Raw genomic sequence first — 485 nt, forward strand, 5'->3', positions numbered from 1 at the left:
GGCACCAGCGGCAAGACCTCGGTCGCAGCCTTCACCAGGCAGATCTGGGAGCAGGCCGGTTATGCCGCCGCTTCGATCGGCACCACCGGCGTGGTGGCGCCTGGGCGCAACGACTATGGTTCGCTGACGACACCCGATCCGGTCGCCCTGCATCAATTGCTGCGGGAATTGGCCGATGCCGGCGTCACCCACGCCTCGATGGAAGCCTCCAGCCATGGGCTCGACCAGCGCCGCCTCGACGGCGTGAAGCTGGCTGCCGGCGGCTTCACCAATCTCGGCCGCGACCATATGGATTATCATCCGACCATTGAGGATTATCACCGCGCCAAATTGCGCCTGTTCGACACGTTGCTGCCGAAGGGCGCGCCGGCCGTGATCTTCGCCGACGATCCATGGTCGGCGCCGACGACCGTGGCAGCAAAGGCTGCCGGGCTCAATGTGCTGACGGTCGGCCGCCATGGCGACTTCCTCAGGCTGAAACGGGT

At 65.8% G+C, this 485-nt stretch carries 1 protein-coding gene; it reads left to right on the forward strand.

All coding sequences use genetic code 11. The features are described 5' to 3' along the window. A partial coding sequence (locus EN991_RS39335) for a Mur ligase family protein (RefSeq protein WP_245461219.1) occupies window positions 1–485 on the forward strand: 485 nt, incomplete at both ends.

The sequence above is a fragment of the Mesorhizobium sp. M7A.F.Ca.US.005.03.2.1 genome, from assembly GCF_003997795.1.
GTDB lineage: Bacteria > Pseudomonadota > Alphaproteobacteria > Rhizobiales > Rhizobiaceae > Mesorhizobium > Mesorhizobium ciceri.